Raw genomic sequence first — 25,326 nt, 5'->3', positions numbered from 1 at the left:
CGCTCTTCCGATCTAGCCTTCGCCGGTGACGTTGGCGAAGGTCGTGCCGAGAATGAGTTCGGCGGCAATGTTGTCGGTGAAGAAGTAGGTGACGTCGAATTCAGGAATGACGGTGTCCGAATAGGAGAGATCCGATCCCGCGACGCCGCCAACGTAGCCGGAATCCTGGGTGATGACGCCGAGCGCGCGCAGGCGGATCATCCAGGGGCTCTGGCTCTGTGTCGCTTCCTGTGCCGCGGTCGGCTGGGTCAGGTCGGCGGACATAGCCGGAAATGCGGCGCTGGCGAGAGCGGCGGCAGCAAAAATGGCTTTGAGTTTGAAATGGCGGGGGTTCACTGATTCTCTCCTGAATTTTACGTCCAGCAGAGCTTTAGGAAATGACGCCAATCAATAGATTGATTCAGATCAATTCGTGCGCTTATTTTGACAGGCTTGGCGCAGGTGGCAGGTTCTTGTCCTTGACGGCGAACACGCGTTCGAATCCGCCCATGAACTTGTCGAACAGCCCTGCGAAGGCTTCCGCCTCTTCCGCGGACCAGTCGGCGATCACGTCCTTGATGATGGCGAGCTTCTGGGCCTTCAGTTCCTGCAGGAGCCGCTGGCCGAAAGGCGTGACCTCCACGAGGATGCGCCTTGCATCCTGCTGCGAGGCGGCGCGTTGCAGGACGTTTCTGCCCACCATATCGGCGACGATGCGGCTGGCGCGCGAGGGGTCGATGCGCATGGCCTCGGCTATGGTGCCGACAGTAACCTCGCCCTGCTCGGAGGCGCGCATGACGGCATCGAGCACGTCGAGATGCGAGAGCTCGATATCCGGCGCCACCTTGGCGATGGCGAGGCGGGCGATGAGGCGCCGCCCCGTTATCATCCGCATACGGGTCATGCTTTGCCCAATATGCACGATGTCCTCGATCGCGGCGTCCGGCTCGCGGGTTTCTTCTGCGGTATCGTTCATGCGCGGGACGATAGCAGGAACTGTCGCGCAAGAAAACATGCTGCTGTCATTTATGTGACATTGACATTTATATGCTGATAGCACATAAATGCGACGAAACCCTGAAAGATCACCCGATGAACATGCAAGTCGCCGCGCAGCCTCTGGTCACGGATCCCCGTCGCCGGCTCATTCTCTTTCTTTTCCTGATGGCCGCCCTTTTCATGGCCACGCTCGACAACCAGATCGTGGCCACCGCGCTTCCCACCATCGTCGGTGAATTCGGCCAGATCGAGCGCTTCGGCTGGATCGGCTCGGCCTATCTCCTTGCCGTCAGCGCCGTCATGCCGCTCTACGGCAAACTCGGTGATCTCTTCGGGCGCAAATACGTGATGATGGCGGCGATCATCATCTTTACCGTGGGCTCGACGCTGTGCGGTCTGGCGGTGTCGATGGATACGCTGATCGCGGCGCGCGTGCTGCAGGGGCTCGGCGGCGGCGGTATCATGGTGTCGATCTTCGCCGTCAATGCCGATCTGTTCGAGCCGCGCGAGCGGGCGAAATACCAGAGCTATTCCAGCCTTGTGCTGATGGCATCCGGCGCCATTGGTCCTGTCCTCGGCGGCGCGATGAGCGATCTGTTCGGCTGGCGTTCGATCTTTCTCGTCAACGTGCCGATCGGCGCGATCGTGATCGCCGGGCTGGCCTTCATGCTGCCCTACCGCAAGCCGAACCGCCGCCCGAAGATCGATTATGCCGGCGCGCTACTCTTGGCGATGACCACCAGCTGCATCGTGCTTGCCGCCGATGGCAGCCAGCTTTTCGGCTCGCTCGTCGCGCCGGGCAATCTTGCGATCATCGCGCTCGGAATCGTCTGCGCCATCGCCTGGGTGCTGGTGGAGCGTCGTGCTGCCGAGCCGATCGTTCCGCTGTCGCTGTTTCGTAACCCGACATTCGGCCTGCTGCTTGTCATGTCGGTCATGAGCGGCGCGATCGGGATCGGCATGGTCAATTACTTCGCGCTGTTCCTGCAGACGACGACGGGACTTTCGCCATCCGCGGCCGGCGCGCTCTTCATTCTGCTCACCGGCGGCATCGTATGCGGCTCGCTGTCGGCCGGGCGGATCATCTCGGCGACCGGGCGCTACAAGCCGTTCGCGATCGCTAGCCTCTCCGTCAGCACCGTCGCCTTCGTGCTGCTGTCGCAGGTGCATGCGGGAACGCCGGTGCTGATCATCGGCGCGATCATGGCGATGCACGGCATCGGTATCGGTCTGGCGCAGCAGGTGCCGATCATCGGCGTGCAGAATGCGGCGCCCGCCCGCGATGTCGGCGCGGCGACCGGATCGGTAACGCTGTCGCGCATGGGCGGAGCCTCGATCGCGATCTCCATCTACGGCGCCATCATCGGCACGCAGCTCGGCCGTACGGGTCTATCGATCCCCGGCGTCGAGAATATCGAGCAGTTGACGCCTAAGATGATGGCGGCATTGCCGGAGGCGGCGCGTCAGGCGGTGGCGGATGCCTATGCCAGCGCCTTCGTGCCATTGTTCCTGACCTCGTGTCTCATTGCCTTCATCGGTCTGCTCGCGGCCCTCATGCTGAAGCCGGTGCAATTGCCGCGCACAGGCGGCACGGCGCCCGCGAAAGCGGCCGCCGAGGCCGCCGAATAGCCAACGAACCCGGGCCGACGTCCGCTCTTGCCAGACGCCGGCTACGGATATACACCTTGCGACGCTCTAACGGGGTGCCTCGTATCTTCAGGATGCTTGGCTGAGAGGCTTGCAAAAGCCAACCCGCGGAACCTGATCCGGCTAACACCGGCGGAGGGATTAGACGCGTGACACCAGGCACCGCCCTTTTCCCCTTCATTGAACCTAGAGGAGAGGTGTCATGACCCATTTCAAGACCTATGCGCTCGGCGCTGCCATGCTGTTGGCGGGCTTTTCGGCAACGGCAGCACAGGCCGCCGACAAGGCGCTCACCATCTACACCTATGAAAGCTTCACCTCCGAATGGGGTCCGGGCCCGAAGGTGAAGGCGGCGTTCGAGAAGACTTGCGGCTGCACGGTCAACTTCGTCAGCGTTGCCGATGGCGTGGCGCTGTTGTCGCGTCTGAAGCTCGAGGGATCAGGCACCAAGGCGGATGTCGTGCTCGGCCTCGACACAAACCTCATCACCGAAGCCAAGGCCACCGGCCTGTTCGATGCCAGCGGCGTCGATACCGGCGCGCTGCAGGTCCCCGGCGGCTTCAAGGATGATGTCTTCGTGCCTTATGACTACGGCCATTTCGCCGTGATCTACGACACGCAGACGATCAAGACGCCGCCGGCGAGCCTGAAGGAGTTGGTCGATGGCGATCCCGCACAGAAGATCGTCATCGAGGACCCCCGTACCTCGACGCCGGGCCTCGGCCTGCTTCTTTGGGTAAAATCGGTCTATGGCGACCAGGCGCCGGAAGCCTGGGCCAAGCTCAAGAAGCGCGTGCTGACGGTGACGCCCGGCTGGTCGGAGGCCTATGGCCTGTTCACCAAGGGCGAGGCGCCGATGGTGCTCTCCTATACGACGTCGCCCGCCTATCACATGGTTTCGGAAAACACCGATCGCTACCAGGCAGCGGCATTCTCCGAGGGACACTACATCCAGATCGAGGTTGCCGGCCTCCTAAAGAACGCGCCGGACAAGGCGCTGGCGCAGGACTTCCTGAAGTTCATGGTCACCCCAGGCTTCCAGGACACGATCCCGACCAACAACTGGATGATGCCTGTCTCCAAGACCTCGGAGCCGCTGCCGGATGCTTTCGGCAAGCTCGTGAACCCGTCGAAGACCTTCCTGATGAGCTCGGATGAGGTTGCCAAGAACCGCAAGGCCTGGATCGACGAGTGGCTGGCCGCCATGAGCATGAACTGATGCTTCTTGCGCCGTCCGAAAGACGATATGCGCTGGCCGGCGGGGCGCTCAGCCTCGCCGGCATCCTCGTCTTCGTGACGGTCGCGACGCTATCCCTGCTGATCTCCACCGACGGCATGCCTGTCGGATCGATCGTTTCCGATCCATACATCCTGCGCGTTCTGCGCTTCACGCTTCTGCAGGCAGCGCTTTCGACGCTGCTGTCTGTCGTGCTGGCCATCCCGATCGCACGTGCGCTGGCACGGCAGTCGCGATTTGTCGGCCGCATCTGGATCATCCGGCTGATGGCGGTGCCGATGGGGCTGCCGGTGCTGATCGGCGCGCTCGGGCTGATCGGCATCTGGGGCCGGCAGGGTGTCGTCAACACGATGCTCTCGTGGACGGGTATCGATCAACCCGTCAGCATCTATGGGCTGTCGGGCATTCTGCTCGCGCATGTGTTCTTCAACCTGCCGCTCGCCTGCCGGCTGATGCTGGCGGCGCTGGAGCGGGTGCCGGGCGAATACTGGCTGGTGGCGAGCGGTCTCGGCATGCGGCCGGTCTCCGTCTTCCGCTTCATCGAGTGGCCGGTGCTGCGCTCGGTCATACCAGGCGTGGCCGGGCTGATCTTCATGCTCTGCGCCACCAGCTTCACGCTGGTGCTGATGCTCGGCGGCGGACCGGCGGCGACCACGATCGAGGTGGCGATCTACCAGTCGCTGCGCTTCGATTTCGATCCCGGCCGCGCGGTGGGCTTGTCCCTGCTGCAGATCGCGTTGACGGCGGTGGTGCTCGGCATTCTATCTCTGCTGCCGGCATCAGGAGATGCCGGGCTGACGGCGGGCCGCACGATCCGGCGGCCCGATGGCACGCTGTTTGGTGTATGGATCGCCGATCGCGCGCTTCTTATGCTGGCTGTGCTGTTTCTCGGCTTGCCGTTGCTCTTCATCGTCATTGCCGGCCTGCGCGCCGATCTGGTGAAGCTCGTCGGCGAAGCGATCTTCTGGCGCGCGCTCGCCACCAGTGGCGTGATGGCGCTCTCGTCGGCTTTGCTGTCGTTCGCCCTGTCGATGCCGCTCGTGCGTGCGCGCCATACACTTTCGCTTGAGAAGAGAGCGCGACGCGGCGCGCGGTCCTTCTTCGCCGCCATGGGTGCGGCCTCGTCGCTCGTGCTGCTCTTCCCGCCCATCGTTCTCGCCACGGGTTGGTTTCTGGCGGCGCGTGATGTCGGCGATGTCAATGTCGTGGCGCCCGTGCTTGTCGTCGTCATCAATGCGCTAATGGCGATGCCCTTCGTCGTCAGGGTGCTGGAGCCGGCCTATGCGATCCACCAGCGCCGCACGCAGCGGCTGAGTGCCAGCCTCGGCATCTCCGGCCTCGCCAAGCTGCGGCTGATTTCGTGGCCGGATTTGCGCAAGCCGGTGCTGACGGCGCTGTCCTTTGCCATGGCGCTGTCGCTGGGCGATCTCGGTGCGGTGGCCTTGTTTGGTTCGGATAGTTTTGTGACGCTGCCATGGCTGGTCTATTCCAGTCTCGGGAGCTATCGCACCAATGATGCGGATGGGCTGGCGCTGATCCTTGGCGTGATCTGCCTGCTGTTGACGATTTCGGGCACGATGGGCTCTGGCGTGACGGATGAACCGAAGCGGGAGGCGCTATCGCATGACTGATGCCATCGAGATGCGCGGCGTGGCTCTGCGGCTTGGCCAGAATACATTCCTGTTCGATTGCGCGCTGCCTGAGGGCGCCGTCATCGGCGTCACAGGTGCGTCGGGCGCGGGGAAATCCACTTTCCTCAATCTGCTGGCCGGTTTCGATACGGCGGATACGGGGCAGATCCTGTTTGATGGAAAGGATGTTGGCCATCAGCATCCGGCAGAGCGGCCCGTGTCTCTGGTGTTTCAGGACAACAACCTCTTTGCCCATCTCGATGTCTTCACCAATATCGGGCTCGGCATTCATCCGGCCCTGAAACTTGGCGATGCCGATCGGCGCGCCATCACGTCGGCGCTCGAGAAGGTCGGGCTGTCAGGCTTCGAAAAGCGGATGCCGGCGACGCTTTCCGGTGGCGAGCGGCAGAGGGTGGCGTTTGCCCGGGCGCTGGTGCGTCGGCGCCCCATCCTTTTGCTCGACGAGCCCTTCGCCGCGCTCGATCCGAGCCTGCGGCGCGACATGGCGGGGCTGCTTCTGGCCATGCACCGCGACAGCGGCAATACGGTCGTGATCGTGTCGCACGACGCCGACGAGATCAGGCGGATTGCCGACTATGCGATTTTCATCGATCAGGGCAGGGTCGTGGTGGCGGCGCCGATCACGCGGTTTTCGACCGGCGAAAACAATTCCGCGCTGCGGCAATTTCTGCGGATCGACGAATCTTAACAAGACAACGGCACTTTCGCCATAATTTGCGGCGACCCAGAGAACTCCTTAACCACGTTAGGCTTGCTAAAGTATAAAGCCGCCATATTTAGGCAGAGTCTCGCTATGCAACCGGTGCGGAAATCAGCTAAAGCAAAGACTTGGGCCCTCGATTGTGCACTGCGGAAACGGGGGCGTACGCCTGTTGAACCTTGATGAAGACGACCGGGGCGCCATGACGGCGAGCCGGCCGAGAAGCGCGATGACTCGGAGAGCCAGACTGGACCGCATGACGACGTGGAAACTGCCCGCGCCTTCCAGTGATGTGTTCTTCGCAGCGTGCCGCTGGGCGCGACGGGCGTCGATCCTGTCCGCCTCCACCGTGGCGCTTTATGGCTGTCAGTCGGCGCTCGAACAATCCTATCAGCCCAGTGTCGGCCCTTCGTCCAATCCGCAGATCGTCGACGAAGTGCAGAAGAACGATCCGCGTGCGGCCATGGGCGCGCGCGAGCATCCGCGCATCGTGGCCAGCTATGGCGGCGAGTACAAGGACGCCAAGACCGAGCGTCTGGTGGCGCGCATTGCCGGCGCGCTGACGGCGGTGTCGGAAAATCCGAGCCAGTCCTATCGCATCACCATCCTGAATTCGCCCGCGATCAACGCATTCGCGCTGCCGGGCGGCTATCTCTATGTCACGCGCGGTCTTCTGGCGCTTGCCAACGATGCGTCGGAAGTGGCGGCCGTGCTGTCGCACGAAATGGGCCACGTTACCGCCAATCACGGCATCGAGCGGCAGAAGCGCGAAGAGGCGGAAGTGATCGCCAGCCGCGTCGTCGCGGAGGTGCTGTCCAGCGATATCGCCGGCAAGCAGGCGCTGGCGCGCGGCAAGCTGCGCCTTGCCGCCTTCTCGCGCCAGCAGGAATTGCAGGCAGACGTCATCGGCGTCCGCATGCTCGGCGAAGCTGGCTATGATCCCTATGCGGCCAGCCGTTTCCTGGATTCCATGGCCGGCTACAGCCGCTTCATGTCGGTCGATCCCGATGCCGATCAGAGCCTGGACTTCCTCTCGAGCCACCCGAACTCGGCGCAGCGCATCGAGCTTGCGCGCGACCATGCCCGTGCCTTCGGCCAGGAGGGCAAGGTCGGCGATACCGGACGCGGATATTATCTCGACGGCATTGATGGGCTGCTCTACGGCGACAGCCCGGAAGAGGGCTATGTTCGTGGCCAGACCTTCCTGCATGGTGGTCTCGGCATTCGCTTCGACGTGCCGCCGGACTTCAAGATCGACAACAAGGTCGAGGCGGTCATGGCGACCGGTCCCGGCGACATCGCCATCCGCTTCGACGGCGTGGCGGACAACCAGAACCAGTCGCTGACCAATTACATCTCGAGCGGCTGGGTCACGGGGCTCGATCCGTCGACCATCCAGCAGATCACCGTCAACGGCATGGAAGCCGCCACCGCGCGCGCCAGCGCCGATCGCTGGGATTTCGACGTGACCGTCGTGCGCAACAATTCGCAGATCTTCCGCTTCCTTACGGCCGTGCCGAAGGGAAGCACCGCGCTGCAATCGACAGCCGACGTGCTGCGCTCCAGCTTCCGGCGCATGACACCGGCCGAGGCCGCGTCGCTGAAGCCGCTTCGCGTACGTGTGCTGACGGTGCAGCCAGGCGACAACATCACCACGCTCGCGGCGCGGATGATGGGGACGGATCGCAAGCTCGATCTGTTCAAGCTGATCAACGCCCTGCCGACCGGTGCCTCGGTGGCACCCGGCGACCGCGTCAAAATCATCTCGGAATAAAAAGAGGCCCGGCTTGCGCCGGGCCAGTTGCATCACTGGGGAGTAATCTCGGAGTAATCGGGGTTAGTGCGCGGCCATATACGGGTCGGCGCTGACGAGCGCTGTGCGGAGCTTTTCCATGGCGCGGCTTTCGATCTGGCGGACGCGCTCCTTGGAGATGCCGAGGTCGGCGCCGAGCTCTTCCAACGTTGCGCCATCTTCGGCAAGGCGGCGGGCGCTGATGATCTTCATCTCGCGTTCGTTGAGATGCGTGAGCGCGGAAGCAAGCCACACCCGGCGGCGTTCGCCGTCGATCATGTTTGTGACCTGTTCATCCGGCAGCGGTTCGTTGCTGACGAGGAAGTCCATCTTTTCGGCGCTGTCGGCATCGCCGGACACCGAAGGTGCCTGCAGCGAGGCGTCGTTGCCGGATAGGCGGGCATCCATGGTCTGGACGTCGGAGAGGCTGACGCCGAGTGCCGCGGCGATCTCCTGGTGGATCGACTGCAGTGTCAGCTGCGTGTCGCCCTTGGCGAGCTTGGCGCGCAGGCGGCGCAGATTGAAGAATAGCGCCTTCTGCGCCGAGCTGGTGCCGCCGCGGACGATCGACCAGTTGCGGAGAATGTAATCCTGGATCGAGGCGCGGATCCACCAGCTTGCATAGGTGGAGAAGCGGACATCGCGCTCCGGCTCGAAGCGGGCGGCTGCTTCCAGAAGGCCGACATAGCCTTCCTGGACAAGGTCGCTCATGGGAAGTCCGAAGTTGCGGAATTTCGCGGCCATGGAAATGACGAGGCGCATATGCGCCATTGCGATCTGGTTGCGTGCCCCGCGGTCGTCGTTGTGCTTCCAACGGACAGCGAGGTCATGTTCTTCCTCGCGGGCAAGATAGGGAGCCGCCATGGCGATCTTGATCATGCGCCGGTCTGCAGACATGTTCTTCATATCGGTCTCCTGAGTTCAGACTTTTAGCCCTGAAAAAGGGCAAACAAAGCTTGCTTCCGGACGTTACGGACCGGATCAAATTCATGGCTGGAAGATATGAAGGCCTCTAACTCTGGACGTCTCAGAGAGAGGCCCTAGTTACTGCTATGTGCTGGTTATGCCGCGAGCCCAGACCGTTTTCTTCACGTTGCCAAATCGGCAATTTGTGGAAGGCATGATCCGCTCCTCGTCGCATCCTGACATGAAAACCGGACCTCCAGCGAAATTGCTTTCTCCCGGAAGTCCGTGGTGACAGTGTGTAAACGCGCGACTTTGGAAAAGGTTCCAATAAAAAAACCCGGCACGATGGCCGGGTTTTTTGGTGAGAAGAACGCCTGAGATCAGGCTGCTTCTTCCTCTTCTGCTTCATCTTCTTCCACAGCCTTGCCGCGCTTCGGACCCTTGTTCAGGTTCGTCTCGACGAGGCGGACGGCTTCGGTTTCCGAGAGCTTGTTGACGGCGGCGATTTCGCGCGCCATGCGGTCAAGCGCTGCTTCGTAAAGCTGGCGTTCGGAATAGGACTGCTCCGGCTGGTTTTCGGCACGATAAAGGTCGCGAACGACTTCAGCGATCGAGATCAGGTCGCCGGAGTTGATCTTGGCATCGTATTCCTGCGCGCGACGGGACCACATGGTGCGCTTGACGCGCGCCTTGCCCTGCACGACCTTCAAAGCACGCTCGACGAAATCCGTCTCGGAAAGCTTGCGCATGCCAATGCTCATGGCCTTTGCGACCGGCACTTTCAGGCGCATCTTGTCCTTCTCGAAATCGATAACGAAAAGTTCGAGCTTCATCCCGGCAACTTCTTGCTCTTCGATGGCGCTGATGGTACCGACGCCATGAGCGGGGTACACGATCGATTCACCGGTCTTGAAACCATGGCGGGCTGCTGAAGGCTTTTTCTGCTGGATCGTCATTCTTGTCAAAAACTCCCTGTTACGCTTCCGGCCAAGGCCGGAGCCGGGTCAGTCAGGCCCGGATGAGACGGTCGGATCCGTCGGGTGACTTTACTTCTGGTCCCACCGGGAAGAAGCAAGCATATTCAGACACGCAATCTTGGGGCGTGACAGCTCAAGATCATGATATGTCACGGAAATCGCGCTTGGATTTGTTTGCTTTCGTGGTGGTTTGGGGCATCCTTGATGCCGCAAAAGGAACAGTGTGTGAAAGTTACCACAAAAATATGAGGAAATCAATAATTTACTGCGTATGAGTCATGCGGGCAACACATGTCGCCCCCATAAGTCATGCATATCCGCCGTGAGATTGGGCAGATTCCGTCCCTGTCTCAGACTATAGTATCAACGGGCGATCAATCGCCGGCGCCGGGCTTTTCCGAGAAGTATTTCTCGAACTTTCCGGTCTCGCCATCCACGTCCTTGGCACCATCCATCGCGTCCTTCTTGACGGTGATGTTGGGCCAGATGCTGGCGAACTCGGCATTGATCTTCAGCCACTTGTCGAGGCCCGGTTCGGTATCCGGCTTGATCGCCTCGGCGGGACATTCCGGCTCGCAGACGCCGCAGTCGATGCATTCGTCAGGATTGATCGCGAGGAAATTCTCGCCTTCATAGAAGCAATCAACGGGGCAGACTTCAACGCAATCGGTATATTTGCAGCGAATGCAGTTGTCGGTCACGACATAGGTCATGAAGAACTCCAGGATTTTCACGCAGACGGGGCCGGGCAACCTGGAACGTCGCGCCTTTCCCCTGGCCGGAGACGGACATGACCAGTCTTGGGAACTGCCACGCCATCCGGCAAGTTGCTTGTGAAGTATCGGCTTTAGTGCCGGATTTCAAGGATAAAGAAAGCGCGAAAGCGCCGAGTTTGGAGACGGATTTTCTAATCGTCGTCGGACATCAGGCGGTCGATTGCGCGGCGCTCTTTCTTGGTCGGGCGTCCAGCGCCCGTATCGCGGGTCGCCTGCTCGTAGGGTGTCAGCTGCTTGCGGTCTTGCGCGGAGGGTGAGATGTCGTCGTAGAGGAGGCGGGCCTCCTCGAAAGGGCCGCGCCGCGCGCCACCGGATTTGACGATCAGAACAAACTCGCGCCGGTCGAGCGAGAGCTCGATCCTGTCGCCGGTCTTGATCTGGTGGCTTGGCTGGGAAACGCGCTCGCCGTTGATGCGCACATGCCCGGATTGGACATGGGCCTGCGCCAGCGAGCGCGACTTGATCATGCGCGTGAAGAACAGCCACTTGTCGATGCGCTGGCGCGAACCGCTTGATGGCTGTGTCTTCTCGCTCATCGATTACTTCTTCATCTGCTCCTTCAAGGCAGCGAGCTTGGCGAAGGGCGAATCCGGATCGACCGGCTTTTCCTTGCGCGGGGGCTTTGCCTCGAAGCGCAGCGGCTGGGAGCCGCCACGGTTGTTGTTGCGGTCGTCGCGACCCTTGCCGCCACGATCCTGACGGTCGCCGCGCTGGTCGTTACGGCCCTGGTGCGGCTTGCCGCCGTCCTTGCCACGGTTCTGGCGATTGCCGTCGCGGTTCTCGCCTTCGCCGCCCTGGCGACGATGGCCGTGGCCACGATCCTGGCGATCACCCTGACGCTCGCCACGCTCCTGACGCTCGCCCTGGCGTTCGCCGCCACGGCGTTCGCCATGGCCGCGTGCCTGACGCTGGTTGCCGTCAGTGCGGCCGCCAAGGCGCCAGAGCAGAACCGGCTTCGGCTCTTCGGCTTCGGCCGCCGGCGCTTCCGCTGCGGGCGCAGCTTCGGCAGAGGCCTCGGTCGCGGTTGCTTCAGCGACTGGTGCTTCAGCGGCGGGTTCTTCGGCAGCCGGTGCTTCCGCAGCCGTTTCGTCAGCAGAGGCGCTGTCGGCGTCGTCGTGTTCGGCCGTTTCAGCGGCGGCGTCAGCGGTTGCTTCCGTCGTAGCTGCTGCGGCAGGCGTCGCGGCGGCGTCCTGTGCTGCCAGATAGGTGGCTGCTTCCTCGGCCTTTACGGCGTCGGCGCGGTAGCCGAGACCCTTCAGGATCTCTTCCATGTCCTCGAGCGTAGCGCCGAGAATGGAGAGCATCGCGGTCGTCGTGGTGAAGCGGCGGCCGTCATAGGCACCCTCGGGGCGGTTCGGCTGACCCGGCTTCCACTGCAGCAGCGGACGGATGATGTCGGCCAGGCGCTCGAGGATATCGACGCGAACGGCGCGCTTTCCAAGGAAGCGGAAGCCCGCCAGCTTGTAGAAATTGCGCTCATAGCTCGGATCGGTGACGACAGAGGTACGGCCGGCGGCCAGAACCGGAATGAGGTCGCCGTAGCCCGGCTTGTCGAGGCCGTCGTTCTTCAGCGCCCAGAGCAGCGTGATGAGCTCGGCCGGAGCCGGCTTCAGGAGCGCTGGAACGAAGATGTGGTAGGCGCCGAAGCGAACGCCGTAGCGACGCATCGAGGCGCGCGCGTCCTGATCCAGCGACTTGACCTCTTCAGTCACGTCGCGACGGAAGAGCACGCCGAGATTTTCCACCAGCTGGAACGCGAGACCCTTGGCAAGGCCCTGCAGGTCTTCGGCGCGCGACAGATCGTCGAGCGGCTTCAGCACGGTCGAGATGTGGTGATTGACGAAGCGCTCCAAGCGGGCGGCGACGTGGTCGCGCGCGTTGCCGGTCAGCTGCTCGTCGGCAAGCAGGATCAAGCGCGGACGCATGATGTGCTCGGTCCCGGCCAGACGTGCCACGGGATCGCCGAGCCAACGGATCGAGCCGTCGGAACCGATCGCCAGATCGCCGTTGCCGGACGCGTGAATACGCGCTGCGCGGGCTTCGAATTCCAAAGCAAGCGCCTTTTGCGAAGCAGCCTGGACAGCTTTCGCGTCCGGACCATCCGCTCCCGATACAGGCGTGAACCGGAAACCCGACAACTGCCCTACATGATGTCCTTCTACGAAGACATCGCCATTTACACTGATTTCAGCTTCCAGCATCGCATTCTCTCTCAGGCGCTTCATGAGCACAGATGTCCTGCGATCAACAAAGCGTTTCGTCAACCTTTCATGTAACGCATCGGACAATCGATCTTCGATTTCCCGCGTCTTTTCCTGCCAGTGTGTCGGATCGGCAAGCCAGCTGGGCCGATTCGATACATAGGTCCACGTCCTTATCTGCGCGATTCGCGCCGAAAGCGTGTCAATTTCACCGTCAGTTCGATCCGCGCGGTGCACTTGTTCGGCAAGGAAATTCTCATTTACCGTGCCATAGCGCACGAGATCGGAAAAGAGGGTCGCGATCAGATCGGCGTGCTGGGCCGGCGTAATGCGCCGATAATCCGGCAGCGCGCAGGCCTCCCACAGCTTTTCGACCCTTGCAGGGCTATCGGCCAGATCGCGAATCTCGGGATAGCGCGAAAGCTGCTCGAGCGCCTGCTGGTCGACGGCCGGCAGCGCGCGCGTCAGGCCGGGCACGCGCGGCCCGGTTTCAAGACTGGCGCGCAGCGTCTGGATCGACTTGAAATCGAGGTCCGTGGTGCGCCACTGCAGCACCTTGACGTTGTCGAAGTGATGGCCCTCGATGCGGCCGACCAGCTCCTCGTCGAACGGATCGACATGGCCCGTCACGCCAAAGGTACCGTCGCGCAGATGGCGTCCGGCGCGACCGGCGATCTGGGCAAGCTCGGCGGGATTGAGGTTGCGAAACTGGTAGCCGTCGAACTTGCGGTCCTGGGCGAAGGCGACATGGTCGACATCGAGGTTGAGCCCCATGCCGATCGCGTCCGTCGCCACCAGATATTCAACGTCGCCTGCCTGGTAGAGCGCCACCTGGGCGTTGCGGGTGCGCGGGCTCAGCGCGCCGAGGACGACGGCTGCGCCACCGCGCTGGCGGCGGATGAGCTCGGCGATCGCATAGACCTCGTCGGCCGAAAAGGCGACGATGGCGGAGCGCTGTGGCAGGCGGGTAATCTTCTTCTGGCCGGCGTAAAGCAGGTGCGACAGGCGCGGGCGCTCGACGACGGTGATGCCGGGAAGCAGATGCTGGAGGATCGGCCGCATGGTGCCGGCGCCGAGCAGCAGCGTCTCGTCGCGACCGCGCAGATGCAGGATACGGTCGGTGAAGATGTGGCCGCGCTCAAGATCGCCCGCGAGCTGCACTTCGTCGATGGCGACGAAGGCGGCCTTGGTTTCGCGCGGCATGGCTTCGACGGTGCAGACCGAGTAGCGCGCATTCGGCGGCGAGATTTTCTCCTCGCCGGTCACCAGGGCGACGTTGTGAACGCCAACCTTTTCGCAGACACGCGTATAGACCTCGCGCGCCAGCAGGCGCAGCGGCAGGCCGATGATGCCGGTGCCGTGGGCAACCATCCGCTCGATGGCATAATGGGTCTTGCCTGTATTGGTTGGACCGAGCACCGCGGTTACGCCGCGCCCACTCAGTATCATCGGCTGCGATGTCAGTGTCTTTGTCCTGCAGACGGGGCGGGGGTGCCCCGGGGGTAAAACCAAGCTCCTGATCCGAAGCAGACAAACAAATGGACAGCCGCTGGCGCAAACGCAAGGGCTGATTTCAATTTCACCGGCGGATTTTAGCTCTCGCGAATAGCTTGTGGAATGCTCGCATAGCGATTCGGAACAGCAGTAGAACGAATCGGAGACGAATCGCTGACTCTTGGTGATTCAGGGTTTGTTCACTGCTAAGTATTGATTTTGAATCACTTTTTCCCACCAGATGCTGAATCGAAAGATTCTCGCTTGGCGTGTATAGGCGTTTTTGTTCGGCGGATAAGGAAGGGACGCTCAGCCGTGACTTCGGTTCCGCCCGAAATGTAAAAAATCCGTTTCGAAGCGAGCTCGATCAAATCCGGAACAAAGGGCAGACGAATCAGCGACTTTGCCGACTTCCCGGTTTGTTCACGACAACCTATTGTATTTTATGGAAATTTTAACCATAGGCGCAAATGCGCTTTTGGCGCCGCGCCTGCTAGGCGTCAGCGCGAGGATGCCAGGTGACGTCGGCTTACCTGCTGAAAAATATTGTCCTGTTGGAAAAAATCGGCGGAACCAAAAGCCGGCTTACGTGTTTCTCGCTCATTCAAACTCGAAATGCGCTGAGGTCACGGGATATGCTTGGAACCATACTACTCATTATCCTTATTCTGCTTTTGCTCGGAGCTCTGCCGAATTGGGGCTATAGTCGCAGCTGGGGCTATGGACCTTCTGGCGGTTTGGGCCTAGTTCTCGTCATTATTATCATTCTTGTACTCATGGGCCGTATCTAAGCGCCCGAAAAACCTGGGAGAAATGTCATCATGATGAAGAAGATTGTACTCATCGGCGCCCTGGTCGGCGCGCTCGCATCCTGCACGGCGACGGAACAAGGCACTGCGATCGGCGCCGGCACCGGTGCTGTCATCGGTGGCGCGGTCAGCCACAGCTGGGGTGGTGCGGCCGTTGGCGCCGTTGCCGGTGGTCTCGCCGGCGCACTCATCGGCCAGTCGGTCGAACGCCGCGGCTACTGCGTCTACCGCGACCGCTACGGCCGCCGCTACGAAGCACGTTGCCCGCGCTAATGGCTTTGGCCTGAGCGATCAGGTCTACGGATAAGAAAAGGCGTCGGTTTTCCGGCGCCTTTTTTGTTTATGGCGATATTAGCGCCTGATCGCTCAAACGGCGATTTCGCCGATGAGCGCGCTCGCGGGAATATTCCATTCCCTGCTAAGCTTTCTGATCTGGTCGAGATTGATTTCCCGCTTGCCATTCAGAAGATCGGCCGCTCTAGCCTTGGAGCCAATCACGGCCACCAGATCGGCACGGCTGTAATTGTTGGCCGCCATCACCGATTTAATCACCTCGACTGGGCTCGCGACCGGTATCGGGTAATGCTTGGCTTCATATTGCTCGATCAGCAAGACGAGCGCATCGAAATGAGCCGCCGCATCGGACCCTTCGTCGGGTTCGTTTTCGAAATATGGCCTGACTTCCTGCAAGGCGGCATTGTATTCGTCCTCGTTCTGAAGTGTTCGAAAAGCCTTCAAGTCGAGCATATCGATCTCCATTGACGTCAGAGTTTATGCACGTCGATCGCGTCATATTGGGCGTGGGTTCCGACAAACAGTACGAAAATCCGTTTTGTTCGAAACGCGACGAGGCCCACTATTCGGTACTTGTTGCCGCCGACGTCAAAAATGACCTTGTTGCCGGCAACAATATCGGCGGAATTGAACGTCTTCTTCAGTTCGCCGAAGTTGCTCCAATTTGCCTTGGACGCTGCCGTGTACCACTCGGTCATCGCAGCTTCGGCGGTTTGTCTCGGCGCGCCTTTCGGCAGGCTATTCCAGAAATTGACCAAGGCGGACTTAGCGATAACGTTCACTTTCCCTCCTACATAGCTTGTTCCCAATTTGGAAACAAGTAAAATGTTTCCAAATTGGGAACTCTGTCTATAGCTCAACAGATCACAATCTGCATCGCACGCCAAAGAAAAAGGCCGCATCGCGGGAGCGATACGGCCTTTGAATCTTCAGTCTGGCGCCGGATTAGTTCTTGGCGCGCTCGACGTAGGAGTTGTCTTCCGTCGCGATGACGACGCGGGTGCCGGCGTCGATGTGCGGGGGAACCGAGGTGCGGACGCCGTTGGAGAGCATAGCCGGCTTGTAGGAAGACGATGCCGTCTGGCCCTTGACGACCGGCTCGGTCTCGGTGATCTCAAGCGTCACATGGCGCGGCAGCTGCAGGGCGAGTGCGACACCTTCGTGCATGGACAGGATGCAGACCATGCCTTCCTGCAGGTAGGCCTTCTGGTCGCCCATGGTTTCGACGTCGACGACGACCTGGTCATAGGATTCCGGGTTCATGAAGTGGAAGCCTTCGCCGTCCTCGTAGAGGAACTGGTGGTTGACGTCTTCCACGAAGGCGCGCTCGACCTGCTCGGTCGTGCGCCAGCGCTCGGAGACCTTCACGCCGTCGACGATGCGACGCATGTCAACCTGGGTGACCGGCGTGCCCTTGCCCGGGTGGAAGTTGTTGGCCGTCAGAACGACGTAGAGCTTGCCGTCCACATCGAGGACGTTGCCCTTGCGGACGGAAGAGGCGATGACCTTGACCATAAGAGTTCCTTGTAACTCGGCTTTTGGCGTCGTAGAGGACTGTCGAAATGGCCCCGGAGACGCAATCAGGTGTTCTTTGGGGCGCAACTAACCTAAAATCCGGCAAATAGCCAGCCCTTGCGTTGGTTGATCCGGTCAGGACAGCATTCGATGAAACCCTCGATCGCCAAAGCGTCGCCCTGGTGGACGCCCAGTGTGCATGCCGACCGCCGGCCGTTCCTGATCGGACGCAACCGGATTCAGGCGGCTCTGCGCGGCTATTTCGCTCGAGAGGACTTCATCGAGGTGGATACGGCGACACTGCAGGTGTCGCCCGGAAACGAGGCGCATCTGCATGCGTTTGCCACCGAAGCTTTGACCACGGACGGGCAGGCGGCACCCTTTTATCTGCACACTTCGCCAGAGTTCGCGTGCAAGAAGCTGCTTGCCGCCGGGGAGGAGCGCATTGCCTGCTTCGCGCATGTCTATCGTAACCGCGAGCGCGGACCGCTGCATCATCCCGAGTTCACCATGCTCGAATGGTATCGCACCGGCGAGAGCTACGAGAGCCTGATGATGGACTGTGTGCGCATCGTGGCACTTGCGGCCGAGACGATGCAGACGACAATGCTGAGTTATCGCGAGACTAATTGCGATCCCTTTGCCGGCCCGGAGCGTGTGAGCGTCGCCGAGGCGTTCCACCGTCACGCCAATATCGATCTTCTGGCCTCGGTCAGTGCCGATGGCTCGACGGACCGCGAGCATCTGGCGGCCGAGATGCGGCGCAACGGCATGCGCGTCGCCGAAGACGACCAGTGGGCCGATCTCTTCAGCCGCGTGTTGGTGGAGAAGGTCGAGCCGCATCTTGGCATGGGGCGTGTGACGATCCTCGATGAATATCCGGTCTGCGAAGCAGCACTCGCGCGACCATCGGCCGCCGATCCCCGTGTGGCCGAGCGCTTCGAGGTCTATGCCTGCGGCGTCGAGCTGGCGAACGGCTTCGGCGAGCTGACCGATCCCGTCGAGCAGCGCCGCCGTTTCGAGATCGAGATGGCGGAGAAGAAGCGCATCTACGGCGAGACCTATCCGATCGACGATGATCTGCTCGATGCGTTGGCGATCATGCCCGATGCAAGCGGCATCGCGCTCGGCTTCGACCGGCTGGTGATGCTGGCGACGGGTGCGCGGCGGATCGATCAGGTGCTGTGGGCGCCGGTTGCGGAGTACGGGCAGTGACGATCAATCGGCCGATCAAGACGGTGGACGAGCTCGCCAATGCCGGGCTCATCGCCGATCGCGACCGCGAGGCGCTGGATGCTGTCGCGGCGCGCTATGCGATCGCGGTCACGCCTGCGATGGCGCGGCTGATCGACCATGACGACCCCAATGACCCGATCGCGCGCCAGTTCGTGCCCGATGCCGCCGAGCTCATGATGACGCCGGAAGAGCGGGCCGATCCGATCGGCGATCACGCGCATAGCCCTGTCGAGGGCATCGTTCACCGCTATCCCGATCGCGTGCTTCTGAAGGCGGTGCATGTCTGTCCCGTCTACTGCCGCTTCTGTTTCCGCCGCGAGATGGTGGGGCCGCAGGGGTTGGGGACGCTCGATCCGGCCGCGATGACGGCAGCCTTCGATTATATCCGGAACCATGACGCGATCTGGGAAGTCATCCTCACCGGCGGCGATCCGCTGGTGCTGTCGCCGCGCCGACTGCGGGATATCCTCGAACAGCTCGCCGATATCGATCACGTCAAGATCGTCCGCTTTCATAGCCGCGTGCCGGTCGTCGACCCTGACAGGATCGACGCGGCGCTGATCGAGGCGTTGAAGGCGAGCGGCAAGACCACCTATGTCGCGCTGCATGCCAACCATCCGCGCGAACTCACGACCGAGGCGCGCGCCGCCTGCGCCCGGCTCATCGATGCAGGCATCGTGATGGTCAGCCAGTCGGTTCTGCTCAAGGGCGTCAATGACGATCCCGGTGTTCTGGCGGAGCTGATGAAGGCCTTCGTCGAGACGCGGGTGAAGCCCTATTATCTGCATCACCCCGATCTGGCGCCGGGCACCAGCCATTTCCGGCTCTCGGTGGAAGAGGGGCAGGCGATCGTCGCTTCATTGCGCGGCCGCATCTCTGGATTGTGCCAGCCGACCTATATTCTGGACATTCCCGGCGGGTATGGCAAAGCCGATATCGGCCAAAACTCGATCCGCAGAAACGCGGAGGGTTGCTATTCGGTTTCCGACTACAACGGACAAGAGCATATCTACCCGCCGCGCGGGAGTTAACTGTTCCGTTCTTCGTTTCATTTCAGCACTTGCGGTCATCCTTGCTCGAGCAAAGCGTTGTTTAAGCTTTTCCCGCAAAGCAATGATCCGATTTGCTTTATCTCTACTGATCAGCCGAAGACGCTAAATTCTTAGCTTTTCGTCAGGGCCAGATTTAACCACATGCCTTAGCGGAATATTGGTTTTTCCTCCTTAAAAGCACCTCCATGACAGGGCGATGAGCGCCCGCTCTGGTTATGACAGCTTGGAGATGTGAGGATGAATACGACGATCCGCGAACTGCTTGCGAAATTCGGCAAGCTGCCTGTGGCCATCGACACCGTGGCTGACGATGCCGATCTGTACGCGGCGGGGCTCACCTCCTTCGCATCGGTTCAGCTCATGCTCGGCATCGAGGACGCCTTCGATATCGAGTTCCCGGACAATCTCCTCAATCGCAAGTCCTTCGCCAGCATCTCGGCCATCGCCCGGACCGTTGATCTGATCAAGGATAGCCGGAAGGTCGCCTGATGAACTTCCCGGTCAAAATCACGGAAGACAGTTTTGCAGCAAGGGCTGCCCGCGTTGCCGCTATTGCGGCGAAATTCGCGGACGCCGTCGATTTTGAAGGCCGGTTTCCTCAGGAAGCCGTGGATGCGATGAAGGCGGAGCGCCTGCTCAGCATCCAGATTCCGCGCAGCCTCGGTGGCGAAAGCGCAACCACGACCGAGATCGCCGAGCTCTGCTCGATGCTCGGCCAAGCCTGCGCCGCCAGCGCCATGGTTTTCGCCATGCACCACATCAAGCTCTCCAGCCTCGTCGAGCATGGGGTTGATAGCGCGTGGCACGCCGACTTCATGCGCCGCATCGCGGCCGATCAGCTGTTGATCGGGTCGGCGACGACCGAAGGCGGCATCGGCGGCAATCTGCGCAACAGCATTTGTGCCGTTCATGTCGAGGGCGGTGTTTGCCGTCTCGAAAAGGATGCGACCGTCATTTCCTACGGCGCCCATGCCGATGCGATCCTGATTACCTCGCGCGCTCATGCGGATGCCGCGCCTTCCGATCAGGTTCTGACAGCATTCCTGAAAGATCAGTACACGCTCGAAAAGACGCATGCCTGGAACACGCTTGGCATGCGTGGCACCTGCTCCGACGGCTTCCTGTTCAAGGGTGAAGCGCCGGCGAGCCAGATCCTGCCGAAGCCTTTCGCCGAGATCGCGGCGCAGTCAATGCTGGCATCCTCGCACCTGCTCTGGAGCGGCGTGTGGTATGGCATCGCCATCGATGCATTCTCCCGCGCCCAGGCTTTCGTGCGCGCCGCTGCCCGTAAGTCGCCGGGTGCGCCGCCACCTGGCGCGCTGCGTCTCGCTGAAGTGTCGAACCTGTTGCAGATGGTGAAGTCCAACGTCGTCGCGGGCCTCAAGGCCTACGAGGATGCCAAGGCCGATCCCGACAAGCTGTCGTCCATGGCGTTTGCCGTGGCGATGAACAACGTCAAGATCGCATCGTCGGAAACGATCCTCGAGATCGTCAACCACGCGATGCTGATCTGCGGCATCATGGGCTACAAGAACGGTACGCCGTTCAGCCTCGGCCGCCATCTTCGCGATGCGCATTCCGCTCAATTGATGATTTCCAACGACCGCATCCTTGGCAACACGTCGAGCATGCTCCTTGTCCACAAGCAGGACACTAGCCTACTGGGGTGAACGACATGGATATGCAGACCTCCTTTCTGGACCGGCTCTTTGAATCCGGCCTTCTGATCGATATGGGTGTTGACGGTCTCTACGGCCGCAGCGGCCAGTTCGAGGACGTGATCGCCGCCTTCGAGCGCCTGATCGATCGCTTCGGCGGCGCGGACGGCGCGGAAGCGATGCGCTTTCCGCCGGGCATGAACCGCGAGATCTTCGAAAAGAGCGGTTACATGAAGAGCTTCCCGCAGCTGGCCGGCACGGTGCACAGCTTCTGCGGCAACGAGCTCGACCACATGAACCTGTTGCAGTGCATGGAAGTGGGCGACGACTGGACCAAGGGCCAGGAAGCCACCGAAATCGTGCTGACGCCGGCCGCCTGCTATCCGCTCTACCCGACGGTTGCCCGCCGCGGCAACCTGCCGAAGGACGGCGCGCTGTTCGACCTGCAGTCCTATTGCTTCCGTCATGAGCCGTCGCGCGATCCGGCCCGCCAGCAGCTGTTCCGCATGCGCGAATATGTCTGCATGGGCACCGAGCTGCACGTCACCGATTTCCGCCAGAAGTGGATGGATCGCGGCCTTGAGATGATGAAGCTCGTCGGTCTCGACGTCACCATCGACGTCGCCAACGATCCGTTCTTCGGCCGCGCCGGCAAGATGATGGTCAACAACCAGCGCGACCAGAACCTGAAGTTCGAGCTCCTGATCCCGATCACCTCGACGGCCAATCCGACGGCCTGCATGAGCTTCAATTTCCATCAGGATTCGTTCGGCCAGAAGTGGGGCCTCAACCTCGAGGACGGCAGCGTCGCGTTTACGGCCTGCGTCGGCTTCGGCCTGGAACGCATCGCGCTGGCGCTGTTCCATCACCATGGCCTCGACGTCAAGCTGTGGCCAGCCTCCGTGCGCCAGGCGCTCTGGGGCTAAGGGGAACGATGGCATCCGTCTTCCCGGGGATCAGCCCGGACAGCTATTGCCCGCATGCGCTGCATTCCATGGAGCGCATGTGGCCGGAGACCAATTGCTATATCGACCTCTGGATCGAGGTGCTGAGCACGCTTGGGCTCGCGCCCGAGGCGATGCTGGGCTTCACGCTCGGCCAGGATTTCGAGGGCGACCAGTTCACCTTCTTCAAGGTGCCGCTCGAGGATCTGGAAGCTCTCTACGGTATCAGGGTCACCGAGCTTGCGATCTTCGACAAGGTCGAGCGGCATGTCGCGACGCAGATTACGCGCGGGCGTCTCTGCCTGATCGAGATGGACAGCTTCTACATGCCCGACACGCAGGGCACCGCCTACCGGCAGGAGCACGGCAAGACGACGGTTGCGATCAACCGGCTGGATGTCGCGAACAAGCGGGTCGACTATTTCCACAATGGCGGCTTCTTTTCGCTTGAAGGCGAGGATTTCGACGGGCTGTTCCAGCTTAATCTTCGTGACGAGGATCCGCAGTTCCTGCCCTATACAGAGTTCGCCAAGTTCCCTGCGACAGCGGTCGATCCGCAGGCAACGCGCGGCGTCTCTCGGCAGCTATTGTCCTCGCATTTCGCCCGCCGCCCGCGTGAAAACCCGATCCGCGCCTTTGCCGGCGTGTTTCCAGAGCAGGTCGCGGCAGTGGCCGAGCGACCCTTCGGCTTCTTCCACAAATACGCCTTCAACACGCTGCGCCAGTTCGGCGCCAATTTCGAACTCATGGCCGATCATCTGGTCTGGCACTCGGAGGCCGAGTTCGGCGAGGCCGCAGAGCATGCGCGCAAGCTGTCGGAGGCCGCGAAATCCGTGCAGTTCCAGCTGGCACGCGCCGTCACCCGCAAGAAGTTCGAGCCGCTAACGACTGCGCTTGATCCGGCGGCCGATGCGTGGGATTCGATGATGGCTTCGCTCACGAAACGTCTTTGAAGCCGGAGGACTGATCATGCGTGGGAGACTGGCGAGCATCGCGGCGGAGGAGATCGCGCTCAGCGAAGGATGGAACCTGGTTCTGACGGAACCCGGCGCCTGCGCCAATCCGCACGACCTGCCGCTTTCCGCCCAGTTCATCCCCGCCGAGGTGCCGGGCACGGTCGCTGCCGCGCTGGAGCGAGCGGGCTTGTTCGACCGCGAAAATCCGGTGCCGCTCGACAACCAGGACGCCTGGTATGTCTGCCGCCTGTTCGACGCCGCGCCGGGTGACGCCATCCTGCGCTTCGAGGGGTTGGTGACGCTGTGCCATGTGTTTCTGAACGGCCAGGAGATTCTCTCGTCCGAGAGCATGTTCACCATGCACGAGGTGCCGGTGACGCTGTCAGGCGGCGACGAGCTGGCGCTTTGTTTTCGCGCGCTTGCGCCGCGGATCGCCGACAACGGTCCGCGCGCCCGCTGGCGGCCGCAGATGATTACGCCGCAGGGCCTGAAGAACGTTCGCACCACGCTGCTTGGCCGCATGCCCGGCTGGTGCCCGGAGATCCACGCCGCCGGCCCGTGGCGCCCGGTTACGCTGGTGCGGCGCGATGTCGTCTCGCTGGATGATGTCAGTGTGCGGGCGGTGCTGGAGCCGGATGGCTCGGCTAAGCTCAGCGTGTCGCTGCGCACCGACGCTGAGGCGCCCGAATTGTCGCTGCGTTGCGGCGGCGTCGAGCAGGCGTTCGAAAAGGTCGGCGAGCGGCATTACTCGGCCATTCTTAGGCTGAAGGATGTGGAGCCTTGGTGGCCTCACACCCATGGTACGCCGCGCCTCTACGACTACGCCGTCGTCATCGATGGTGTCGAGCATCCGCTGGGCAAGACTGGCTTTCGGAGCGTCGTGGCCGATCGCGGCACCGACGGCAGCGACTTCGCGCTTCTCATCAATGGCGAACGGGTGTTTTGCCGCGGCGCTGTCTGGACCACGGCCGATATCGTAAAACTCCCAGGCACGCGGGCGGATTATGAGCCGTTCCTGCGGCTCGCCGCCGAGGCCGGCATGAACATGATCCGCATTGGCGGCACCATGGCTTATGAGACGCCCGAATTCTTCCAGCTTTGCGACGAGCTCGGGCTGATGGTCTGGCAGGACTTCATGTTCGCCAATTTCGACTATCCGAAGAATGACAAGGCCTTTACCGCGCATGTGCATGCGGAGGTCGAGGAGTTCCTGCACGGCGTGCAGGGTTCGCCGTCGCTTACGGTGCTCTGCGGCGGCAGCGAGATCTACCAGCAGGCGGCGATGCTCGGCCTGCCGCCGGAATTCTGGTCCGGCCCGATCACCGACGAGATCATTCCGGCAATCGCGGCGCGGCTCTGCCCCGAAATTCCCTATGTCGCCAATTCGCCGTCCGGCGGCGCCATGCCGTTTTCGCCGAATGCCGGCGTGACGCATTATTACGGCGTCGGCGCCTATATGCGGCCGCTCGACGATGCGCGACGCGCCAATGTGCGCTTCGCGGCCGAGAGCCTGGCCTTCGCCAACGTGCCGCAGCAGAAGACGCTGCAGCGGCATCTCGATGTTCCACCGGTGCACAGCCCGCTATGGAAATCGCGCGTACCAAGGGATCGCGGCGCTTCCTGGGATTTCGAGGATGTGCGCGATTTCTATCTCGGCCATCTCTACGACGTCGATCCCGCGCGCCTGCGTCGCGAGAACCGCGATCTCTATCTCGACCTGTCGCGCGCCGTCACCGGCGAGGTGGCGGAGGAGACCTTCGCGGAATGGCGGCGCAAGGGGTCGAGCTGCAATGGCGCGCTAGTCTGGACGCTGCAGGACTTGCTGCCCGGTGCCGGCTGGGGCGTGATCGATTCAACCGGTGCGCCGAAGCCGATCTGGTATGCTCTGCGCCGCGCCTTCCGTCCGGTTCAGGTCTTCATGACCGACGAGGGGACCAATGGCCTCGACGTGCATGTGATCAACGAGACCGAGCACAGCCTGCAACTCGATCTCGAGGTCATCTGCTTCAGAAACGGCCGGCAGAATGTGGCAAGCGGTGGACGCATCCTCACGCTTGCGCCACGCAGCACGGAAACCTTCGCGGCGACCGATCTGTTCGGCGCTTTCTTCGACACGACCTATGCTTTTCGTTTCGGGCCGCCGGCGCATGACGTCACCGTGGCGCGGCTCAGGCTTCCCGAGGGTGGCGCGGTGGTGGCCGATGCCTTCCATTTTCCGCAGGGGCGCTCGAAAGCCGTGCACGATGCCGAGATCCAGGTCTCTCTGGTCGAAGACGGCGGCGCGTGGTTTGCGGATCTGGCGACCGACAGGCTGGCGCAGTCGGTGCATATAAGCGTCGATGGCTTCCGGCCCGACGATGACTGGTTCCATCTGGCGCCGGGCGCCGCCAAGCGCGTTCTGCTGCGCCCGCTTTCCGGGCGAGGGGGCGATGATCGCCCGACCGGCGAGGTGCTGATGCCGGGCGGCGCCCGCGCCTTCTCGTTCTAGAGGTGCTCGTCGCA

Annotated in this window: 23 protein-coding genes, 1 pseudogene and 1 riboswitch; of the genes and pseudogenes, 14 read left to right on the top strand and 10 right to left on the bottom strand. The window is 61.8% G+C overall.

Annotated elements, in window-relative coordinates:
• Positions 1 to 30 precede the first annotated feature (30 nt).
• Together B3605_RS24150 and B3605_RS24145 are read right to left on the bottom strand one after the other, a co-directional pair.
• Positions 31 to 336, bottom strand: a pseudogene (locus B3605_RS24150) (OmpW/AlkL family protein); the annotation flags it as partial.
• Positions 337 to 418: 82 nt separating this feature from the next.
• On the bottom strand, positions 419 to 955 hold the full coding sequence (locus B3605_RS24145; RefSeq protein WP_112942676.1) for a MarR family winged helix-turn-helix transcriptional regulator: 537 nt from the start codon (positions 953 to 955) through the stop codon (positions 419 to 421).
• Between the two features lie 116 nt (positions 956 to 1,071).
• Here B3605_RS24145 and B3605_RS24140 point away from each other — a divergent pair, with 116 nt between their 5' ends.
• From B3605_RS24140 to B3605_RS24120, 5 genes are all read left to right on the top strand, one after another.
• Positions 1,072 to 2,607 carry an MDR family MFS transporter gene (locus tag B3605_RS24140; RefSeq protein WP_112942675.1) on the top strand — a complete coding sequence of 512 codons (1,536 nt, stop codon included), beginning with the start codon at positions 1,072 to 1,074 and terminating at the stop codon, positions 2,605 to 2,607.
• A 60-nt stretch (positions 2,608 to 2,667) separates the two neighbouring features.
• A riboswitch (TPP riboswitch) is annotated at positions 2,668 to 2,783 on the top strand.
• Between the two features lie 80 nt (positions 2,784 to 2,863).
• Positions 2,864 to 3,844 (top strand): thiamine ABC transporter substrate binding subunit, encoded by a 981-nt coding sequence (gene thiB / locus B3605_RS24135; protein WP_296436793.1) that lies wholly within the window; start codon positions 2,864 to 2,866, stop codon positions 3,842 to 3,844.
• A complete protein-coding gene (thiP, locus tag B3605_RS24130; RefSeq protein WP_112972866.1) occupies positions 3,844 to 5,493 on the top strand; it encodes a thiamine/thiamine pyrophosphate ABC transporter permease ThiP in 1,650 nt (549 codons plus the stop codon). Before thiB ends, thiP begins: the two co-directional genes overlap by 1 nt.
• Positions 5,486 to 6,202, top strand: a complete 717-nt coding sequence (locus tag B3605_RS24125; RefSeq protein WP_112942672.1) for an ATP-binding cassette domain-containing protein — start codon at positions 5,486 to 5,488, stop codon at positions 6,200 to 6,202. Before thiP ends, B3605_RS24125 begins: the two co-directional genes overlap by 8 nt.
• 241 nt (positions 6,203 to 6,443) lie before the next feature.
• Positions 6,444 to 7,988 carry a M48 family metalloprotease gene (locus tag B3605_RS24120; RefSeq protein WP_026283613.1) on the top strand — a complete coding sequence of 515 codons (1,545 nt, stop codon included), beginning with the start codon at positions 6,444 to 6,446 and terminating at the stop codon, positions 7,986 to 7,988.
• A gap of 63 nt (positions 7,989 to 8,051) precedes the next feature.
• On the opposite strand, the gene B3605_RS24115 is transcribed toward B3605_RS24120, so the two are convergent.
• From B3605_RS24115 to B3605_RS24095, 5 genes are all read right to left on the bottom strand, one after another.
• On the bottom strand, positions 8,052 to 8,912 hold the full coding sequence (locus tag B3605_RS24115) for an RNA polymerase factor sigma-32 (RefSeq protein ID WP_018901866.1): 861 nt from the start codon (positions 8,910 to 8,912) through the stop codon (positions 8,052 to 8,054).
• A gap of 380 nt (positions 8,913 to 9,292) precedes the next feature.
• Positions 9,293 to 9,868, bottom strand: a complete 576-nt coding sequence (locus B3605_RS24110) for a CarD family transcriptional regulator (protein WP_018901867.1) — start codon at positions 9,866 to 9,868, stop codon at positions 9,293 to 9,295.
• Positions 9,869 to 10,263: 395 nt separating this feature from the next.
• Positions 10,264 to 10,602 (bottom strand): ferredoxin FdxA, encoded by a 339-nt coding sequence (fdxA, locus tag B3605_RS24105; protein ID WP_026283614.1) that lies wholly within the window; start codon positions 10,600 to 10,602, stop codon positions 10,264 to 10,266.
• A 194-nt stretch (positions 10,603 to 10,796) separates the two neighbouring features.
• A complete protein-coding gene (locus B3605_RS24100) occupies positions 10,797 to 11,201 on the bottom strand; it encodes an RNA-binding S4 domain-containing protein (RefSeq protein WP_018901869.1) in 405 nt (134 codons plus the stop codon).
• Between the two features lie 3 nt (positions 11,202 to 11,204).
• Positions 11,205 to 14,315, bottom strand: coding sequence for a helicase-related protein (locus tag B3605_RS24095; protein ID WP_112942671.1), 3,111 nt, complete (start codon positions 14,313 to 14,315; stop codon positions 11,205 to 11,207).
• Positions 14,316 to 14,995: 680 nt separating this feature from the next.
• Between B3605_RS24095 and B3605_RS24090 the strand changes: the two genes are divergently transcribed.
• Both B3605_RS24090 and B3605_RS24085 read left to right on the top strand, forming a co-directional pair.
• Positions 14,996 to 15,151, top strand: coding sequence for a DUF3309 family protein (locus tag B3605_RS24090; protein WP_081619995.1), 156 nt, complete (start codon positions 14,996 to 14,998; stop codon positions 15,149 to 15,151).
• A gap of 30 nt (positions 15,152 to 15,181) precedes the next feature.
• Positions 15,182 to 15,442: a YMGG-like glycine zipper-containing protein gene (locus B3605_RS24085; RefSeq protein ID WP_018901871.1), complete on the top strand. Its 261-nt coding sequence runs from the start codon at positions 15,182 to 15,184 to the stop codon at positions 15,440 to 15,442.
• 93 nt (positions 15,443 to 15,535) lie between these two features.
• Here the strand turns inward: B3605_RS24085 and B3605_RS24080 are convergent, their stop codons facing one another.
• The 3 genes from B3605_RS24080 to efp form a co-directional block, all read right to left on the bottom strand.
• Positions 15,536 to 15,916: a helix-turn-helix domain-containing protein gene (locus B3605_RS24080; RefSeq protein ID WP_112942670.1), complete on the bottom strand. Its 381-nt coding sequence runs from the start codon at positions 15,914 to 15,916 to the stop codon at positions 15,536 to 15,538.
• Positions 15,917 to 15,933: 17 nt separating this feature from the next.
• Positions 15,934 to 16,323 carry a type II toxin-antitoxin system HigB family toxin gene (locus B3605_RS24075; RefSeq protein WP_296436512.1) on the bottom strand — a complete coding sequence of 130 codons (390 nt, stop codon included), beginning with the start codon at positions 16,321 to 16,323 and terminating at the stop codon, positions 15,934 to 15,936.
• Between the two features lie 85 nt (positions 16,324 to 16,408).
• Positions 16,409 to 16,978: an elongation factor P gene (gene efp, locus B3605_RS24070; RefSeq protein WP_018901872.1), complete on the bottom strand. Its 570-nt coding sequence runs from the start codon at positions 16,976 to 16,978 to the stop codon at positions 16,409 to 16,411.
• A 150-nt stretch (positions 16,979 to 17,128) separates the two neighbouring features.
• Here efp and epmA point away from each other — a divergent pair, with 150 nt between their 5' ends.
• The 7 genes from epmA (at position 17,129) to B3605_RS24035 (ending at position 25,312) form a co-directional block, all read left to right on the top strand.
• The gene (gene epmA, locus B3605_RS24065; RefSeq protein ID WP_112942669.1) at positions 17,129 to 18,193 is read left to right on the top strand and encodes an EF-P lysine aminoacylase EpmA; all 1,065 of its coding nucleotides are present in this window, start codon (positions 17,129 to 17,131) and stop codon (positions 18,191 to 18,193) included.
• Positions 18,190 to 19,245 carry a lysine-2,3-aminomutase-like protein gene (locus B3605_RS24060; protein WP_112942668.1) on the top strand — a complete coding sequence of 352 codons (1,056 nt, stop codon included), beginning with the start codon at positions 18,190 to 18,192 and terminating at the stop codon, positions 19,243 to 19,245. Before epmA ends, B3605_RS24060 begins: the two co-directional genes overlap by 4 nt.
• Before the next feature lie 258 nt (positions 19,246 to 19,503).
• Positions 19,504 to 19,755 (top strand): acyl carrier protein, encoded by a 252-nt coding sequence (locus B3605_RS24055; protein ID WP_018901875.1) that lies wholly within the window; start codon positions 19,504 to 19,506, stop codon positions 19,753 to 19,755.
• Positions 19,755 to 20,936, top strand: coding sequence for an acyl-CoA dehydrogenase family protein (locus B3605_RS24050; protein WP_112942667.1), 1,182 nt, complete (start codon positions 19,755 to 19,757; stop codon positions 20,934 to 20,936). The genes B3605_RS24055 and B3605_RS24050 overlap by 1 nt, the downstream gene beginning before the upstream one ends.
• Positions 20,937 to 20,941: 5 nt before the next feature.
• The gene (locus B3605_RS24045; RefSeq protein WP_112942666.1) at positions 20,942 to 21,850 is read left to right on the top strand and encodes an amino acid--[acyl-carrier-protein] ligase; all 909 of its coding nucleotides are present in this window, start codon (positions 20,942 to 20,944) and stop codon (positions 21,848 to 21,850) included.
• The gene (locus B3605_RS24040) at positions 21,841 to 22,821 is read left to right on the top strand and encodes a DUF1839 family protein (RefSeq protein WP_112942724.1); all 981 of its coding nucleotides are present in this window, start codon (positions 21,841 to 21,843) and stop codon (positions 22,819 to 22,821) included. Before B3605_RS24045 ends, B3605_RS24040 begins: the two co-directional genes overlap by 10 nt.
• Before the next feature lie 16 nt (positions 22,822 to 22,837).
• Positions 22,838 to 25,312 (top strand): glycoside hydrolase family 2 protein, encoded by a 2,475-nt coding sequence (locus B3605_RS24035; protein ID WP_112942665.1) that lies wholly within the window; start codon positions 22,838 to 22,840, stop codon positions 25,310 to 25,312.
• Positions 25,313 to 25,326: the final 14 nt, after the last annotated feature.

This window comes from Rhizobium sp. UBA1881 (assembly GCF_002338015.1).
Classification (GTDB): domain Bacteria; phylum Pseudomonadota; class Alphaproteobacteria; order Rhizobiales; family Rhizobiaceae; genus Rhizobium.
Note: the sequence above shows the minus strand (reverse complement) of the source record. Positions and strands in the feature narration are given on the sequence as shown.